Consider the following 16,169-nt stretch of genomic DNA (forward strand, 5'->3'; position numbering starts at 1 on the left):
TACAAATAATTCGTCTCTACGTAAAATTATTTTTGATGCTTAAAAGCATACAGTTTCTTGTCTCTGCGCATACACAAAAGGTATGTATCACTGTTGTAATTTATCTTGCCATAATAGAATAGTGGTTGACCTTCTACAGGAAATCCATTCATCAGTGTTCCAGTAATTCCAAAAAGATACAGCAAATTGGTAGCTTTCGAAGCTACACCTATTTGATATTCGTTGGAAGTCGGTATTTTGAAAAATTGGGGCTTATCCTCTATATCTTTTGTAAAATGGAATTCGAACATTGGCTTATACGAATTTGTTTCATAGGCGCTGAGTTTGTTTCGCGCAATCAATGTAAATTCTTGAGCTGATGATCCACTGATATTTTTAAATGCACCGAAATATTTATCTACATGTTGTTCGATTTTTATTTCAGATAAAATTTTGTCCGAATTAATTCTATACAACGTTGAATTATCATCAAAAGCTAAGATTTCGTATAAATTGTTTCCAATATCTACGACGCCTATTTGTGTCTTGAATTCTACATTTCCAGGAATATCAATCTCTTTTTGTAATGAGCCATCATTATTTAAAAAATATACGCGACCATAGGAAGTACCAACGACATAGTTGGTTCCTGCTTGTTGTACAGCACCTAATATTTTCCCATCGAAATTCTCATCTTTCCAATCTGAAAGTCTATTTCCTTCCAAATCAAAAGCATAAATAGAATTTTTGGATGTAATCAAAAAAATGTTTTTATCATTCCATTTGGAGATCAGCGGTTCTGCAATTGGTTCTTCTGTAATTCCTGCTGAAAATCCTTTTAATGTTTTTCCAGAAGTATCAATTCGATACAACCTGTTACGGTCTGTGACAAATACTATGCTACGATCGTCCATTTGCTGCATTTCACCGACGATGCGTCCAGATATTACAGTAGACCAAAGTTTATTTCCAGATGGATGTATCGCATGAAGTGTATGATCTAATTCTTGGATCAAAATCATCTGGCTGGTATCGGATTGTTCGAAAACATGGGGAGCAGTGATCGCTCTGTCTTCTAATTGGTAAGTCCAATCTGGCGTACTTCCTAGAGCATTCTTGCTTTTATATAAGGCATAGATTTGAGAAGAAAAATTGCCATTATTTCCAGATAACTGAACTGACCACGAATAAAAGTCTTGAAAACCATAGTTTTCTTTATCCCTAAAGCTTGCTTGGTAATGACGAGGTAATGAATTCAATATTTTCGAAAAAGCATTTTTGTTGTGCACAAATAAAGTCACATTGGCATCGTTACCTTGCAGTTTTTCAAAATTTTTGAAACCCAGCGTTCCGGTCAATAAGTCTTTCCTACGAAAGTCATTAAGATAATTCCTTAATTCATTGCTTGAATTAGAAATTACTAACACATCGTCCACTCGTGAGACATAAGGACGAGACATATTTTTGAATGGTTCACCGTAAAGCGCATATAATATATTCCCATTTCTAAAACGATAAATATCATCACCTGCATCTTCCAAAATTCGATTGGCAATTTCTTTCCAAGCTGAAGTATCGTTTATTCCTGCATACGCAATATGTGTTTGATTTGTTTGTTCAACGAGCGCGAAGCTATTGTTCAATGTGGACGGTAGCTTGCTCAAGGATGAACTGCTATCGGCTAAAGATTGCAACGTTGATTTTAGTTTTTCAGTTTCATCACGTGCTTCAAAATATTCCTTTAAGTCAGCTTTAAATTTTGAATAATTACTTACACTATATTCCATAAATACAGAAGTATTGGCAGGGAAATAATTGTATAATCGTTGTGTTTTCTTCGTTTGATTTCGAAATAGAGCGATATAGTTTTTAGCAGATTTTTCAACTTCACTTTCTCCGGTCAACATCAGCGCATCTTGCTTGAAATTGATATTCCATGCCGATTGTCCTTCTAATCCTACAAATTGATCAGAGAAAATCCCTTTTTCACGTTGTTGAAAATGTTTTATAATATTTGAATATTGCTGATGAGGGAAATAAATAGTTAAAGGAGTATTCTTTGAATTATTTGAAATGAAATAATCAATTTGATTTTCCGAAAGCTTAGGTTTACTCTTATCTAGTACCGAAATTAACGTGTTTTTAGAGTATGAGGCAAATATTACCTGTTGATAATATGTCGTATACAATGTCGAGTCAGGATTTCCAAAGCTTAAAGCCGTAATTTTTTGTCCTAAAGTATCTGAGGTAGTAATTTTAAAAGATTGACTGTATGCCTGCATTAAAGCTGTTAAATCACTTTCCTCAATAGTATGTGATGTTGGAACGGTAAATAACAGATTTAACGAATCCGCCTCGGGATGAAATGAAATATAAACATCTTGATTTTCGATAAACTCATACAATGCTTCATGGCGCAGTATTTGATTTTTATATTTTTTAATCAATTGCATTTCTGTTTCACCAAGTAATGCATCGAATAGGTCAAAATCTTTAAAAATATTATCCGTTATCTCGTCATTTTTGATTGAAGCAATCAGAAATGTGCTTTCAGGAAGATACTTTAGCGGTTTTAAAGAATTATGTTGCTCTTTGTTAATATCACGAAAGTAATAGATAGAAGCCGCAATCACCCCAATAAATAACAACACCGTAACAATGATCGTATTCCTCATTTTACAAACCTAATTATTTCCGATTTCGAAATGAAACGAAAGCGATAAAAACATTGGTATCTGTCGTATATTAGTTCGTATTTTTTGTACATTTATGACTGGAATTAACTGAAATTATTTTTTGAATCGTAATTAATGAATAAGCAAATCATTCTAACAGCCTCATTTTTTGGAGTTATAGCTGTGATTTTGGGGGCTTTTGGTGCTCATGGATTAGAAGGCAAAATCAGTGAATATCATATTGATACCTGGAAAACGGCGAATCAATATCATTTCTACCATACTTTAGCTTTATTATTTTTATCTACTTTTTCACGTGCAAAAAGTCAGTCTATTCGTGTTTCCTTTATCTTTTTTACCATTGGGATTTTGCTTTTTTCTGGCTCATTATACTTATTGAGTGTACGTGAATTGTTGGGAATTGAAAAGGTTTCAATTTTAGGTCCGATTACTCCTTTGGGAGGCTTATGTTTTATTGTTGGCTGGATAGGTTTGTTTATTGCAGCATTGAAGAATAGAGCGTAACACCATTTACGCCCAAAATATTGAGCCTCTGATAATCGCTATCAGAGGCTTTTTCTTTACATTTGTGTATATGTCGAGTCCAGATTTATTTGCAGAACGAAAAACTTTTTTTGTAGAGGTCATCTTACCATTGGCTATCGCCAAAACGTATACCTATCGCGTGCCACATGAGCTGAACGAAAAGATTGGTATTGGTGTGCGCGTGATTGTACAATTTGGTCGAAATAAGGTTTATTCTGCTATCGTAAAAGATGTGACAACAGATCCGCCTGAAAAATATGAGGCTAAGTATATTTTGGATGTAGTGGATGAACAGGCTATCGTGGATGATGGTCAATTGAAGCTGTGGGAATGGATAGCAGATTATTACATGTGTTATTTGGGTGAAGTGATGCAAGCTGCTTTGCCAGCAGCCTTAAAGATGGCATCTGAGACTAAAATTATAGCTGTAGATAATCAGGAATTGGATCGATCGGTATTATCGGACAAAGCTTTTTTGGTATTGGATGCATTGGATGTGTCGGGTGAATTGTCTGTAGGGGACGTTTCTAAGATTCTCGGGCAAAAATCTGTTTTTCCTTTGTTGAAATCATTATTTGAACAGGGTTTTATTCAGATTTCGGAAGAAATAAAAGAACGATACAAACCAAAAACTAAGGCCTACCTGCGATTAGCTGCATTGTATAATGATTCAGAAGGAAAAAGACTTTTGTTAGATAGCTTAAATCGCGCACCGAAACAACAAGATGCCGTTCTCGGATTTTTGCAATTAGCAAAATCGCAAGAAGATATTACGCGTCAGGATTTGATGGAGGCCACAGCTTGTGGTGCAGGTGCGATAACAGCGTTGATCGATAAAGGTGTTTTTGATGTAAAAGAAAAAGTTGTTAGCCGTTTCCAAGGTTTAGATGTATTGTTGACAAAAGATTTTACATTTAGTGAGACACAACAAAAGGCTTTCGAATCGATAAATCAACAATTTGAGCAAAAGGATGTAGTCCTCTTGCATGGTGTCACAGCATCAGGGAAGACACAGATTTATATTCGGATGATTGAGCAGGCATTGGCTTCAGGCAAAAATGCATTGTATCTTCTGCCTGAAATTGCATTGACTACACAGATTACAGAAAGACTAAAACTCCATTTTGGCAATGATTTGGGTGTCTATCACTCCAAATTTAATGACAATGAACGTGCAGAAGTGTGGCATAAAGTCATTAAGAATGAGTTCAAGATAGTTATTGGTGCGCGTTCGTCGGTATTTTTACCGTTTCGTGATTTGGGGTTAATAATAGTAGACGAAGAACACGAAAACTCATATAAACAATATGATCCAGCGCCGCGTTATCATGCGCGTGATACGGCGATCTATTTGGCACATTTGCATCATGCAAAAGTATTATTAGGCTCGGCTACACCTTCTGTGGAGAGTTATTATAATGCTAAAGCCAATAAATATGGATTAGTAGAATTATTGCAACGATTTGGGGAGGCGCAATTACCAGAAATAGAAATTGTCGATATTCCTGAAGTTTCGCGAAAAGAAGAAATGCATTCATATTTCAGCGCAAGTTTGTTGAAAGGAATAGAAGAAGCTGTCGCAAAAAAGGAGCAAGTTATTTTATTCCAAAATCGTCGTGGTCATACACCATTTGTGCAATGCAGTACCTGTGGCTATGTTGCGAAATGTGTAAATTGTGATGTGAGTATGACTTATCATAAGACTTCTGATTTGCTGCATTGTCATTATTGTGGGCATTCGGAGAATACCGTAAATGTATGTCCAGCTTGTGGACTGCCTCATATGGAGAGTAAGGGGTTTGGAACGGAAAGGGTAGAAGAGGAGTTAGAAATTTTGATGCCTAATCTACGGATTGGACGTTTGGATTTGGATTCTACGAAAGGTAAATATGGTTTCGATCGTATTATTTCGGCTTTTGATGATCATGAGTATGACGTGCTAATCGGTACGCAGATGGTTGCGAAAGGGTTGGACTTTGGTCGTGTGAGTCTGATCGGGATATTGAATGCAGACACGATTATTAATTTTCCTGAATTCAGGGCTTATGAACGAGCTTTTTCACTATTTTCTCAAGTAGCAGGTCGTGCTGGTCGTCGTCAAAATCAAGGGAAAGTAATCATCCAAACCTATACGCCGAAGCATCGTGTCATCGAACAAGTCGTGAATCACGATTATAGCGGTATGTTTATGCAGGAAGTGACCGAACGTAAAAACTTTGCCTATCCGCCTTTCTATCGCATTATCAAAATTGATGTTAAACATCCCGATCAGCAGCAGACTTTAGATTCAGCCCAGAAATTGGCTAATCTACTGAGAGCTTCTTTGGGAAATAGGATTTTAGGACCAGAACCACCGTTGGTTTCTCGCGTGCGTAATCATTATATACAAACCATTACATTGAAAATCGAACGTACGAATATTAGTATCAATAAAGTAAAAGAGTTGATACGTACAGCAATATTGCATTTCGAACTGGATAAACATAATGCAGGTGTGCGAACAGTAATTGATGTAGATCCGTATTAAATAGAAAGAGCGAGGTTTATCTCGCTCTTTATGTTATTATAGTTTTATTTTTGATATTTTAAACGGTTTCTTTACCGCTTTATGCGCAGCTTGCTTGGCAATTTTAGCTTGTTTGTCGGAAACTTTTTCTGGTTTGTAACTATTCTTTCGTACATCAATACCAAATAACTTTTCATACCAAGTACAGGCCGCGGTGAATCTTCCGTAGGTCAATTCCAAATGATAACCATCACGTGTATAGGTGTCTCCTTGCGAAGATGTACGCGCATTTTGAATAGCTGTTCCTGCTGGAATTACCATGTTAAAATCTTTTATTTTGCTAATTCTCTTTGTAGTATTCGCTATTGCTGTATACATCTTAGATTGGCTTTTATCGTAGTTCGCGAAACCTTTGTGATCAGAATCATGTTGATAAGCCCAAGTTTGGTGATACAATAATTTAGTGTGAGGCTTTTTCAAAGAATTGACATACTTTATTAATTCTGGTAATTCATTCATAATTACATCGTATTGTCCCGAAAAAGGACTTGCTTGTTGTAGGCTTATGTAATCCCATTCTTCATCTGCGATTGCTTTAGAAATACTCACATCCTTTGTCGCGACTTTTTTTCCGTCCAAACCTATTTTGCGATAAGCATATGCAGCTTTGTCTTCACGTGAATTTTTGACATGGAGTTCGACAGAAGCACCACCAATGTACATGTTTCCAATAATGATTTTTTTGCCATCAGCTTTTGCTAAATCATAAAGATAATTTTCGATTCCATCTTCCGAAAAACTATTTCCTATCGCTAGGACTTTTAAGATTTTATCTTGCGCGGAAGCACTTAGGCAAAAGAAAATTAATAGCAATAATGCTGTAGAGATTTTTTTCATAGTGTATGTGTGTTTCTTATAGGATTTGCAATAATTTTAAAACTTCTCGTGTCGCTATCTCTCGTCCTTCTGCAAATTTACTTGTGTTATTTTGGTCGATAGGTTCCGCATTTAGTGCGAAATAAAATACATCAGGTCTTTTATCAATTAGTCCGACAAACCAGCCATTATTATGATCGTTGTCTTGTGACCAGCCTGTTTTCACAAAATAAATGTAATTAGATGTGTTTTCCTTTTCAAAAATGCGCAACATTTTATCATAAGTTGAGTTTAGTATGGGCAATTTCTTCGTGTAAAAGCGTTGTAAGAAATCAACTTGCTCAAATGGCGTGATGCGGGATTTCCCCTCAATCCAAAAATTAGCAATGGTACTCTCGCTTACATCCATGTTATTGTAATGCAATTTGTTGAGATAAGTTTTCATACGCTTTTCACCAATATGTCGTGCAACATTTTGATAGCAAGGCAGACAGGAGGCTTGGAAGGCCTCACGTACTGTCATATCTTTTTCCCAAGAGTCAAAAGCGCGCTTTTCTCCATCCCATTTCATGGAATCATTCTCATCCTTAAGCACATTTGTTTCCAATGCGATAATGGAATTAACGATTTTAAATGTGCTAGCAGGCAAATATCCTTTTTCGGCTAGTTCAAAATTGTTTGAATAATAGGTTTTATTTTTTGAATCAAAAACTAATATTGTTCCCTTTAAATCTTGTTTGGATAAAATTTTTTCGATCTCACTTTTGAATTCTTTACTGCGGTTAGGGTTATCACCTTGAAAATCACAGGAACTAAAAATCACGAATAGAAGGGGTAGAAAATATCGTATTATCATAACATTTATTAAATTTATGAAATTACCTATTAAAAACTGTAAACCCTAAAATATGAAAGGAAAATCTAAACCTATTGGCTTCGAATTAATTGTATTTATTCTTTAATAATATGGGCAAACAATGGTATTTTTGACGAACGATGGCATATAAATTCATAGATAATTACAGAGAGAAGGGCGCAAGGAATAAGCTGGTAAAGCATCTAGAAAGTCGAGGTATACAGGATAAGCGTGTGCTCGAAGCCATCGGTAAAGTTCCACGTCATTACTTTTTTGACGAGACATTTTGGAATCAAGCATATAAAGATATTGCCTTCCCAATAGGCGATGGACAGACGATTTCGCAGCCGTATACAGTGGCTTATCAATCGGAACTATTGCATGTGAAAAAGGGAGATAAGGTACTAGAAATTGGCACTGGGTCGGGTTATCAAACTTGTGTATTGTTAGAGCTAGGTGCAGAAGTTTACACTATTGAGCGTCAGGAAAATTTGTACAATCGTACAATTCAAGTATTGCCTTACATGGGCTACAAGCCTAACTTCTTTTTAGGAGATGGTTCTAAAGGCATTGCTGAGCATGCGCCATATGATAAGATTATTGTGACTGCGGGAGCTCCATTCGTTCCTGAAATTATGCTTAAGCAATTGCGACTAGGCGGATTACTAGTCATTCCGGTAGGAGATGAGAAATCTCAAAAAATGGTTACGATTCTTCGCATAGGCGAAAATGATTTTGAACGTATAGAATTAGATACTTTTCGATTTGTTCCGTTGGTTGGCGATAAAGCTTGGTAATTTTATTAGCATTCCAATTCTTCAAGAGCTTTTGACTATCTTTAGCCCTAATGAAGGCATTCTACGAACAAAATATCCAACAGACAAAACAAGAACTTGCATTTCTTGATAAAAATATCAACAGAAATAGTTTAATGCGATTGGCACTAATTCTAATTGGTGCTATAGCTTTATTCCAAATATTCCAAATGAACAATATTTGGATATTGCTTATTGCAGTTTTTGCGATCGTATTAAGCTTTGCATACTTAGTGCTGCGTCAAAGCAAGCTGGAAAAACTTCGTGATGAAAAGAAAGCGTTCTTACGTGTAAATGAGAACGAATTGGCTGTGAAAGAGCATTCGGAAAACATATATCTTGATGGAATAGAGTTTGATGAGCCTAAACATGCTTACACCTCCGATTTAGATATTTTCGGTCCAAAATCTTTATTTTCCTTAATCAATAGGGCAGCCACAAATGATGGTGTATCAATGCTAGCTTCATGGTTTTTGAAGGCAGCCAGCAAACATCGAATTTTGGAAAGACAGGAAGCAAGTGCTGAGTTAGCATCCAAAAGAGAATGGACGCAGTTATTGCAAACTAAATTGTTGTTTAATCTTGGGCAAAAGGTAAATATCAAAACATTTCTGACGCGCTATATGGAAGACGGATCATTGAATTTTGGTTCATCCTTTATGCGTATATACGTCAAAGTAGCACCATTTCTTTTTGTGGTAGGCGTAATTGTATCATTGTTTGTGACTCCCGTGTGGAATTATATGTTGCTTTTGGCGCTTATCCATTTGATGTGGGCAATGGCGTTAGGAGGTAAGGTTTCTTATTTTTCGAGTAGAATCGATAAGATTGGAGTTACTTTGATTGCGTATTCTGACGCAGTGAAGATGGTAGAAGACGAAAAATTTTCTTCGGAATTGAACCAAAAATTGCAAGCGGAATTAAAAACAGACAAACAGGAAAATTTATCAACAGCTTTTAAACATTTGGGAAGTCTAGTGGATAAATTGGATGCGCGCAACAATATTCTCGTTGGGGCTGTATTGAATATGCTTTTGCTTTGGGATTTCAAGCAAGTATTAGCCATCGTTGATTGGAAGAAGAATTATGAAGGTAATGTGTTAAAAGCATTTGATATTATCGCAGCATTTGAAGCATTATTGAGTCTAGCGACACTCAAAAGTAATTATCCGAATTGGTCTATACCTAAGATTTTAGACAGTGCACATAGTGATCGTATTTCAGCAATTGATATTAATCATCCCCTAATCAACAAAGATTTTGCAATAGCAAACAATTATGAAGCTACGGATCACCAGTTGGCGTTAATTACAGGGTCTAATATGGCAGGTAAAAGTACTTTCCTCCGAACTATTGGGATTAATGCTGTGTTAGCGTATGCTGGAGCGGTGACTTGTGCAACCAAGTTCGAATTACCTATTTATAATTTAGTGAGTTATATGCGTATCAAAGATAGTTTGAATGAAAGTACTTCTACATTTAAAGCCGAATTAGATCGTATGAAGTTCATTTTGGATCAACTTTCAACAAATTCCGACACGTTTGTATTGATAGATGAAATGCTTCGAGGCACTAATTCTGTAGATAAATATCTGGGTTCAAAAGCTATTATACGCAAAATATTAGCAATAAATGGTAAAGGGATGGTCGCGACGCATGATTTGCAATTGGCAAGTTTGGAAGAAGAATATATGGGCCGTTTGAAAAATTACCATTTTGATATTCAAGTAAAGGACGGCGAAATGTTGTTTGATTATAAATTGAAAAATGGAAAATGTACGATTTTCAATGCTTCACTTTTGCTTAAAGGTATAGGTGTGGACGTGCAAAACTTTTAGAAATTGTACTTTTGTGCAAATAATTTAAAAATGACTTTAGAAGAGAGAATAGATCAGGCAGAGACAAGGGTGTGTACGACGGTATTTCCATTTTTGACGAATCATCATGACACTTTGTTTGGAGGGAAGGCCATGGCAATTATGGATGAAGTTTCATTTATGGCAGCGACTCGATTTTGTCGTAAAACATTGGTTACGGTATCGTCGGATAAGATTAATTTTGAAAAAGCTATTCCGTCGGGAAGTATCATTGAAGCTATTGCTCGAGTAGATAGTGTAGGGCGTACAAGTTTGAAAGTGAAAGTGGAAATTTATCTTGAGCATATGTACGAAGAAGGACGTGAACTCGCTATACAAGGGATGTTTACGTTTGTCGCATTGGGAGAAGATAAAAAGCCGATTCCTGTATTAGAAGGTTTGGATATTAAATAAAAGACAAATGGTTTGATTAAAAATCGAACCATTTGTCTTTTATTCCGCTTCATTTTAGAGATAATATATCTCAAAATTGCGGATTGTTACGTATAAAGTTATTTTTTAGCGGGACCAAATACATTTCCTACCATGGTCATTGCACATCTAAAGCCAATCATTGCATTAGACTCATCTTGTTGCATATGACGACGTGTGCCTGGGTTCAACCAATATGCACGATCGTTCCAAGACCCACCTTTATAAACTCTTGATTTATCATTTACCAAAGTTGTTTTACCGTAAAGTTCTTTTTGCTCTTCGTCTTTGAATCCTCTTACATCACTATCGTATGCAGCTTGTTCATTTGTATTTTGTCCAGATTGCAATTCTTCCCACGTCTGTTTACGAGGAGCTTTTGCCGCTATTTTAATTGGTCTTCCGTACTGATCTTTTGCTAACTTTCCAGTCTCCGCATCTTCATATTGGTTGTCCATGAAGACATGACCACGGTAAGGATTGAAATCCTCAAAATCTTCAAAAGAGAGTTGGCGATATACATCACTTACCCATTCGTTGACATTACCAGCCATATTGTATAATCCAAAATCGTTTGGTTGATAGCTTTTTACAGGAACTGTAATATCTCCACCATCATTTAGATTACCAGCGACCCCCATGTTATTTCCGCTTGTGATTTTGAAGTTTGCTAACATTCGTCCTTGCGTACGACGTTTGTGATCGCGAACACCTAATCCATTCCAAGGGTAAGTTTTGTTTGATTCAATATTGCCTTCGAAAGTATTTCCGATCAGTCCTAGCGCTGCATATTCCCATTCTGCTTCTGTAGGCAGGCGATATGCCTGTTTCAATATGCCATCTTCCATACGTACAGTACGACGTGCATTTTGTTGAGCACCCGGGCGATTATCTTTAGGCATCTTATCACCATCTATTCCTTGACCTTGATATTGACCGTTTAAATATATTTCAGAATTGAATGGAGAATTTGTTTGTTGTTGCTGATTAACTGTTTGGTAATCTGCTAAAACCCCTCTTTGTCTCAAAATATGTTCGTTAACACGATCAGTACGCCATTGTGAATAGGCATTTGCTTGATCCCATGAAACCCCTACAACAGGATAATCTTGGAAAGAGGGATGACGCAAATAAAAATTCACGTAGGGTTCATTGTATGATAAAGGATTACGCCATACTAAAGTATCGGGCAACGCATCGTAGTACATTTTACGATCTTGAGGGAAATTTTGTCCTATCCAATGCAAATATTCTAGCCAGTCTGCATTAGAAACTTCTGTCTCATCGATATAGAATGAAGCGACTGTAACACGACGTTTGAGATTGTCGTGCGCGTAAGCCACATCCTCATTGAGACTTCCGCCCATAACAAAAGTACCCCCTTCTATTGCTATCAGTCCTGGACCTGGAGCTTGTTTAACTTTTCTATTTATTTGAAGGCCTCCATTATATGGATCGTTATACTTAACGCCAGTTTTATCAGATACATTATTTCTGTTGTTTTTACATGAAAAAACAGTAAATAAGCTTAATGTAATAAATATAGCTGCTAAACGTATACGCAAATTATGCATAGTATGGATCGAATTGGATTAATAGTAACATTCAAAAATAGAAATTATTTTAGAACATACTGCATAGTCTTGCCATTATTACTAATATTTTGTCCTTTTAAAAGCGTATTTTCGTCTATTATGAAAATTAAAGTAGGTTTTGGTTTTGATGTACATCAGTTGAAAGAGGGGCATCCTTTTATTTTGGGCGGTGTACAATTAGAACATCATGCTGGTGCTTTTGGGCATTCTGATGCGGATGTATTGGTTCATGCTATTTGCGATGCTATTCTTGGGGCAGCGAATTTGGAAGATATTGGCTATCATTTTCCCAATACCGACATGAAATGGAAAGGTGTAAGTAGCTTACTCTTGTTAAAAGAATGTATGCGATTAATTGGCGAAAAAGGCTGGACGCTCGGGAATATTGATGCTATGCTGTGTTTAGAGGCACCTAAGATTAAACCATATATTCCACAAATGAAGGTAAAAATCGCAGAAGCAACTGGACTTGATGTAGATGATATATCTATCAAAGCTACCACGAATGAGACAATGGGCTTTATCGGTCGCCAAGAGGGAGCTGTTGCTTATGCGGTGTGTCTAATACAAAAATAAATCATTTCTTTCTGAAATATACGAACGCAATAATAAGTGCTGTAATGGCTAAAGCAGCGGACAATATAAATGGTGCACCTGGAAAATACGGGTGCACATCTTTTTTAGAAAAGTAAGCGAACAAACTTGTCATTAACAAAGGACCGATAATAGAAGTTAGACTAATAACTGATGTAATTCCACCTTGAATTTGTCCTTGCTCATTTTGTGGAATGCGATCCGAAATATAGCTTTGCAATGCTGGACCAGCAATTCCTGCCGACACAAAAAATATACTGATCGCATACATCATCCAGCTGGCAGAAGCAAATCCAAAAAGGGAATACGCTATTACATATAGAATTAATCCCGTAAGAATTGCTTTTTGTAAGCCAAGTTTTGGAATAGCAATACGTATCAGTCCTGCTTGCACAATCATCAATAACGTGCCAACAAAGCCTAAGGAAAATCCCACCATTCTTTCGTCCCAACTGAATTTTTCCATCGTGTAATAAGACCATGTACTTTGCACTGCGTTAGCTGCGATGTTAATCAAGAAAATACAAACTATCAGAGGAATGATATTTGGGTATGATTTGATGTGTTTAAACGCGCCAATAGGATTTGCATTTTTCCAACTAAAAGGTCTTCGCAATTCGGGTTTCAGGGATTCTGGAATTACAAAATAGCCGTATACAACATTTAATAGGCACAACCCTGCTGCCGCAAAGAATGGAATACGTGAACCGTATTGTCCTAAAACACCACCTAAAACAGGTCCCAGAATGAATCCCAACCCAAATGCTGCGCCCAGAAGTCCAAAATTTTGTGCTTTATTTTGAGGGGTACTGATATCTGCAATATAAGCTGCTGCGACAGTATGGCTTGCGCCAGTGACTCCAGCTACTAAGCGTCCTATAAAAAGCCAAAGAATTGAAGGTGCAAGACCCGTCAAGATATAGTTAATACAAAATCCAAACAGTGAAAACAGCAGAATGGGTCTTCTTCCGTATTTGTCACTCAAATTGCCAAGTACCGAGGCAAAGAAGAATTGTGCAAATGCATACACAAAAACCAGCCATCCACCATAGGTCGAGGCTTGACTCAAATCGCCATGGATGAGTTCTTGAATAAGTTTGGGCATCACCGGAATGATAATGCCTAAACCAATGGAATCAATGACAACTGTGATAAATATAAACAATAAGCCTTTAGACGACGATGCTTTCATATTTTGTACCTTAAAGGTAAGGATTCAAATAGTATTAACTAATTATTTTAGGTAAATGCTTTGATGTAAATTCGCTTATGCGTACATGAAATATTATATTTGAGTACTTACTTGACCAATTTGGTAATTGTGAATCAGCTTTCAAAAGTCTTTCTGTATGGCGTATTCCTCATCATTCTATTGATGGAAGTAGGTTGTCGTTCGGTGAATAATACTTCAGTAAATTTGAAAGCTTCCAACTCGGCTGCATTCAAATTACGTTATAACGCACTATATAATGTCGATAAAGTATTAAAGGAAGTTGAGGAAGGAATGGTAAGGGAAGAAATTATTTGGTCACCGAATTCTTTGTTTGGTGTGCCCGATTTTAAATACGAGAAAGATGTTGAAGCTGCGATTCTAAAGTTACTAGAAATATTACCACAAGCCACAGATTCAGATTTCAAAAATAGCCTATATTTTAAATTAGGAAAAGCCTATTGCCTCAAAGCAGATTATTACACCGCACTTGAATATTTTGCATTATCGGAGAACAATTTATTGACGTCAGATATTATTTTCTGGAAATCTAGAGCGCTTAGTCATATTGGAAAAGAGCAGGTCGCTTTGCAACTATTGGAGAAATTAAGTGTTGATAGTTTATCTAAAAAAGATAAAAGCATTTATGCTGCACATAAAGCCGAAATCTTTTTTCAGCTAGATAACTTGGATTCAGCAATATTTTATCTTGAAAAAGCAATAGAGAATAGTGCTCCTAAAAAATATAAAAAGTATTGGCAATTAAAAGTAGGAGAGCGATTGTCTATAAAAAATCCCGATAAGGCTGTTGGGTATTTGCATCAAGTTGCTCGATCGAATACTGCACCTTCCGAATTGAAATTGCAAGCCGAGATTGAATTGATTTCCTTACAGCAATTGGAACGAGGCCAGCAGATCGTGAAATTGGAAGCTCTAAATAAAAAAGGTTATACGATAGGAAAGGAGTGGCAGCTGGATTTTGCGCTGGCAAATTTGTATAGCGAGCATCTAATGAGTGATTCAGCAAGTTACTATTTTGAGAAAGTATTAGAGCAGGACGATACGCCTTCTCTACTAATAAGTAAATCACATTTTGAATTGGCTAAACTTTTTGTCAAGGATAATATGGATGATCTAGCACAAAATCAGTTTGCAGGTATTGAACCCAATCATTTGATTTATTTTGAGCGTAAAGATCAAAAAATAATAACGAATTCTACAGAATTGCTTAATCTGCTAAAATCGGAAGACGCAGATAAAACGATTTTTCATGCTAAGTATGATTTAGCCAAGTTCTACATTAATCTTGGTTTGCACGATGAAGCTTTGTCTATTATAGAAAAGTTGGAAATTAAAGATACTGCCTTTGATTACTTTCACCTTACTGCGATTTTGGATACCTCAAAAGTTGACATCTTGAATAAGAAATATTCTGAGTTGATTACTCGAAGACAACAGTTTTTTACAGTTTATTCAAATTTATATACTCAATATCAGGTAGACAGTTTTCAGAATGTGATAGTTGGGGTAGAGAATTTAGTGATTGATTCTAGCTTATTCCCGCAAGATCGGTCAAGATTGGCTTATTTGAAAGCATTTGCGATTGGACATAGCTTTCCTGTTGATTCTTTGTTAAGATCTTTTACCGAAATTGTGACAACTTATAATCAGGACAGAGCTATTGTAAAAAGAGTTCATTCACATATCGATTTTATCGAAAGGAATAAGTCAATGTTTGCGAACCGTCAAATTGCATTAGAAAAGGCAAGATTGTTGTTTGCTGATTTAGGCGCAATAGATAATGATAAAACTACATTGGAATTCGTTGCCGATTCTTCTATTAATAAAACTGGAACATTTATTGACTATAAACTACCAGAATTAGAACCTTATTATTTTGTTGTCCTTATAGATGATCTCAAAATTAATTTGTCGGCTACGCGTTATGGAATTGGTCAATTTATTCGTACAAGGTTTCCCCGTCAGGGCTATGGGCATAATTTATCTGAGTTAGATAATTCACATCAAATGATTAAGGTTGGGGTATTTGAAAATTTGGAGACTGCTAAAGAATTTGAAAGCAAGATTCTGAATTTGCTGCCTCAAATAATCAAAATTGATGAAAAAAAATATAGTACATTTGTAGTTCCAAAATCAGTATTGGATAAGTCGGAAGAGATGTCCATTATCAATGATTATTTGAAGAAATATATAGAAAATTAGTGTTCT

12 protein-coding genes are annotated in these 16,169 nt (G+C 36.1%); 7 read left to right on the top strand and 5 right to left on the bottom strand.

Annotated features, from left to right (window positions below; translation table 11 throughout):
• Nucleotides 1-26: 26 nt before the first annotated feature.
• A complete protein-coding gene (locus GOQ16_RS01045) occupies nt 27-2,654 on the bottom strand; it encodes an NHL repeat-containing protein (protein ID WP_160067035.1) in 2,628 nt (875 codons plus the stop codon).
• Nucleotides 2,655-2,789: 135 nt separating this feature from the next.
• Here GOQ16_RS01045 and GOQ16_RS01050 point away from each other — a divergent pair, with 135 nt between their 5' ends.
• Both GOQ16_RS01050 and priA read left to right on the top strand, forming a co-directional pair.
• On the top strand, nt 2,790-3,179 hold the full coding sequence (locus GOQ16_RS01050) for a DUF423 domain-containing protein (RefSeq protein WP_149913975.1): 390 nt from the start codon (nt 2,790-2,792) through the stop codon (nt 3,177-3,179).
• Nucleotides 3,180-3,249: 70 nt separating this feature from the next.
• Nucleotides 3,250-5,727 (top strand): replication restart helicase PriA, encoded by a 2,478-nt coding sequence (gene priA, locus GOQ16_RS01055; protein ID WP_160067037.1) that lies wholly within the window; start codon nt 3,250-3,252, stop codon nt 5,725-5,727.
• Between the two features lie 36 nt (nt 5,728-5,763).
• Here priA and GOQ16_RS01060 read toward each other — a convergent pair whose 3' ends face one another.
• Both GOQ16_RS01060 and GOQ16_RS01065 read right to left on the bottom strand, forming a co-directional pair.
• Nucleotides 5,764-6,603: a DUF4886 domain-containing protein gene (locus GOQ16_RS01060; protein ID WP_160067040.1), complete on the bottom strand. Its 840-nt coding sequence runs from the start codon at nt 6,601-6,603 to the stop codon at nt 5,764-5,766.
• A gap of 16 nt (nt 6,604-6,619) precedes the next feature.
• Nucleotides 6,620-7,438, bottom strand: coding sequence for a penicillin-binding transpeptidase domain-containing protein (locus tag GOQ16_RS01065; RefSeq protein WP_160067042.1), 819 nt, complete (start codon nt 7,436-7,438; stop codon nt 6,620-6,622).
• A 140-nt stretch (nt 7,439-7,578) separates the two neighbouring features.
• Here GOQ16_RS01065 and GOQ16_RS01070 point away from each other — a divergent pair, with 140 nt between their 5' ends.
• The 3 genes from GOQ16_RS01070 to GOQ16_RS01080 are packed head-to-tail and all read left to right on the top strand — an operon-like array spanning nt 7,579 to nt 10,523.
• Nucleotides 7,579-8,235 carry a protein-L-isoaspartate(D-aspartate) O-methyltransferase gene (locus GOQ16_RS01070; RefSeq protein WP_149913979.1) on the top strand — a complete coding sequence of 219 codons (657 nt, stop codon included), beginning with the start codon at nt 7,579-7,581 and terminating at the stop codon, nt 8,233-8,235.
• Nucleotides 8,236-8,285: 50 nt separating this feature from the next.
• Nucleotides 8,286-10,091, top strand: coding sequence for a MutS-related protein (locus tag GOQ16_RS01075; protein ID WP_160067044.1), 1,806 nt, complete (start codon nt 8,286-8,288; stop codon nt 10,089-10,091).
• A gap of 30 nt (nt 10,092-10,121) precedes the next feature.
• A complete protein-coding gene (locus GOQ16_RS01080) occupies nt 10,122-10,523 on the top strand; it encodes an acyl-CoA thioesterase (protein WP_160067046.1) in 402 nt (133 codons plus the stop codon).
• Nucleotides 10,524-10,621: 98 nt separating this feature from the next.
• On the opposite strand, the gene GOQ16_RS01085 is transcribed toward GOQ16_RS01080, so the two are convergent.
• Nucleotides 10,622-12,115 (bottom strand): SUMF1/EgtB/PvdO family nonheme iron enzyme, encoded by a 1,494-nt coding sequence (locus GOQ16_RS01085; RefSeq protein WP_160067048.1) that lies wholly within the window; start codon nt 12,113-12,115, stop codon nt 10,622-10,624.
• Nucleotides 12,116-12,235: 120 nt separating this feature from the next.
• On the opposite strand from GOQ16_RS01085, the gene ispF reads away from it, so the two are divergent.
• Nucleotides 12,236-12,712, top strand: a complete 477-nt coding sequence (gene ispF, locus GOQ16_RS01090) for a 2-C-methyl-D-erythritol 2,4-cyclodiphosphate synthase (RefSeq protein WP_149913983.1) — start codon at nt 12,236-12,238, stop codon at nt 12,710-12,712.
• A 1-nt stretch (nt 12,713) separates the two neighbouring features.
• Here ispF and GOQ16_RS01095 read toward each other — a convergent pair whose 3' ends face one another.
• Nucleotides 12,714-13,922, bottom strand: coding sequence for a TCR/Tet family MFS transporter (locus tag GOQ16_RS01095; protein ID WP_160067050.1), 1,209 nt, complete (start codon nt 13,920-13,922; stop codon nt 12,714-12,716).
• A 99-nt stretch (nt 13,923-14,021) separates the two neighbouring features.
• On the opposite strand from GOQ16_RS01095, the gene GOQ16_RS01100 reads away from it, so the two are divergent.
• The gene (locus GOQ16_RS01100) at nt 14,022-16,163 is read left to right on the top strand and encodes a tetratricopeptide repeat protein (protein WP_160067052.1); all 2,142 of its coding nucleotides are present in this window, start codon (nt 14,022-14,024) and stop codon (nt 16,161-16,163) included.
• The last annotated feature ends 6 nt before the right edge of the window (nt 16,164-16,169 follow it).

The sequence above is a fragment of the Sphingobacterium bovisgrunnientis genome (assembly GCF_009829085.1).
Taxonomy (GTDB): Bacteria; Bacteroidota; Bacteroidia; order Sphingobacteriales; family Sphingobacteriaceae; genus Sphingobacterium; species Sphingobacterium bovisgrunnientis.